Source organism: Leptotrichia sp. oral taxon 879 str. F0557, assembly GCF_000469385.1.
In the GTDB taxonomy this organism is placed as follows: domain Bacteria; phylum Fusobacteriota; class Fusobacteriia; order Fusobacteriales; family Leptotrichiaceae; genus Leptotrichia; species Leptotrichia mesophila.
In genome coordinates, this window is record NZ_KI271295.1 from 42538 (window position 1) to 43914 (window position 1377).

A 1377-nucleotide genomic window follows, 5' to 3' on the forward strand; every position below is an offset into this window, starting at 1 on the left:
TGATAAATAATGTTGAAAAAATAAAAAAACTTAAGGAAGAGGACTATCAGAAAATTTTTGGTATTCATAAAATGCTGAAACTTTTGAATGAGGCATACAGAATTGGGCACTTAAGAGGCAGACATCCGCGAAAACTGTCCGTTCTTAACAGGCTTGTAATTATGCTTTCATATTATCATAACTATAGAACTATGGAAAACATTGCCTTTGAATACGGCGTTGCAAAAAGCACTATCTGTGAGTGTGTTAAATGGGCTGAGAACATACGGATAAAAAGTGAAGAATTTTCATTGCCTAAAAATAGGGAGCTTGTCAGAGACACTGAGATAGAAGTTGTACTGGTAATGCGAGATTGAGCGTCCTAAAAAAATAGTCGAAATATTATTCGGGAAAAAAGGCACACGATAAAGGTTCAGATAGTGGCAGACGAAAAAGATTTTTTGTGCAATTCATATCGAATAGGTTTAGTATAAGATATCACGTTAGCAGATAGAGACAGATACGATGGCAGAGTCCATTCTCTTTTGTCAAAAAGCAGAAAATTCAAAAACTCTCCAAACCAGCATACGCAGGAAGAAATAGAGCTAGTTATGAAAAAATAAAGAAAATTTGGTTACGAAGGACTGGTAGAAGTTTATGTCAAGACCAGAAATACATACGATTCAATGTGCAGGATAACAAGGAAAATGAAGGGCGATGTCAAGAAAAAATCTAAAAAGCCGCATAAAAGAAAAAAGAAGATTGAACAGGCAAAGTATCCAGGAGAAGGAGTACAGATAGACGTAAAGTATGTTCCAGAAGAATGCATACAGTTTGGCACACGTGACCAGAAGCAGTATCAGATAAAATATATTAAGAAAAAGGGTGTTAAGGATAGCAGATGAGAAAACACCTATCAGATCTCAAAATTTCTTGAGAGCTTGGAAAAAGAGGTGGGATCTGATATAAAGAAACTTCAGACAGACAATGGAAAGGGATTTACAAACTCAGAAAGCGAGAAGAAAACGCTGTTTGAGCTGAAACTGGATGAAAAGGGGATAGAGTATGGGTTCGTCCATATTTACCATGGGAGAATGGGAAAGTGGAAAGAAGCCATAGGCTTGATAGCAAGTACTACGCAGGCAAGAAATTTAAAAGTAAAGAAGAACTGTTAAGGGCAGTAAGGAAATACAATAGTAGATACAACAACATATCAAGAAAAGTATTAGGCTTCAGGAGTTGAAATGAAGTGTTAAAAGAGTACAAGTAAAATCAGTAGGTGAAAAGCTACATTAAGAAAGAAACTTTTTTAATATATTTTTGTAATAAATGTTTGACATCTATACACATTTGTCATGTAGAACTATCACGACAAACGCATGAAAAAAATCTAAAAAA

The 1377-nt window shown here is 34.9% G+C and carries 3 protein-coding genes; all 3 read left to right on the forward strand.

Going from position 1 to position 1377, the window contains the following annotated elements; genetic code table 11:
• Positions 1-356, forward strand: a 356-nt coding sequence (locus tag HMPREF1552_RS02860; RefSeq protein WP_021743564.1) for a transposase family protein, incomplete at its 5' end; no start/stop codon positions are given.
• Between the two features lie 330 nt (positions 357-686).
• Positions 687-884, forward strand: a complete 198-nt coding sequence (locus tag HMPREF1552_RS12435; RefSeq protein ID WP_021743565.1) for a hypothetical protein — start codon at positions 687-689, stop codon at positions 882-884.
• A gap of 48 nt (positions 885-932) precedes the next feature.
• Positions 933-1154 (forward strand): hypothetical protein, encoded by a 222-nt coding sequence (locus HMPREF1552_RS12440; RefSeq protein ID WP_196808115.1) that lies wholly within the window; start codon positions 933-935, stop codon positions 1152-1154.
• Positions 1155-1377 lie beyond the last annotated feature (223 nt).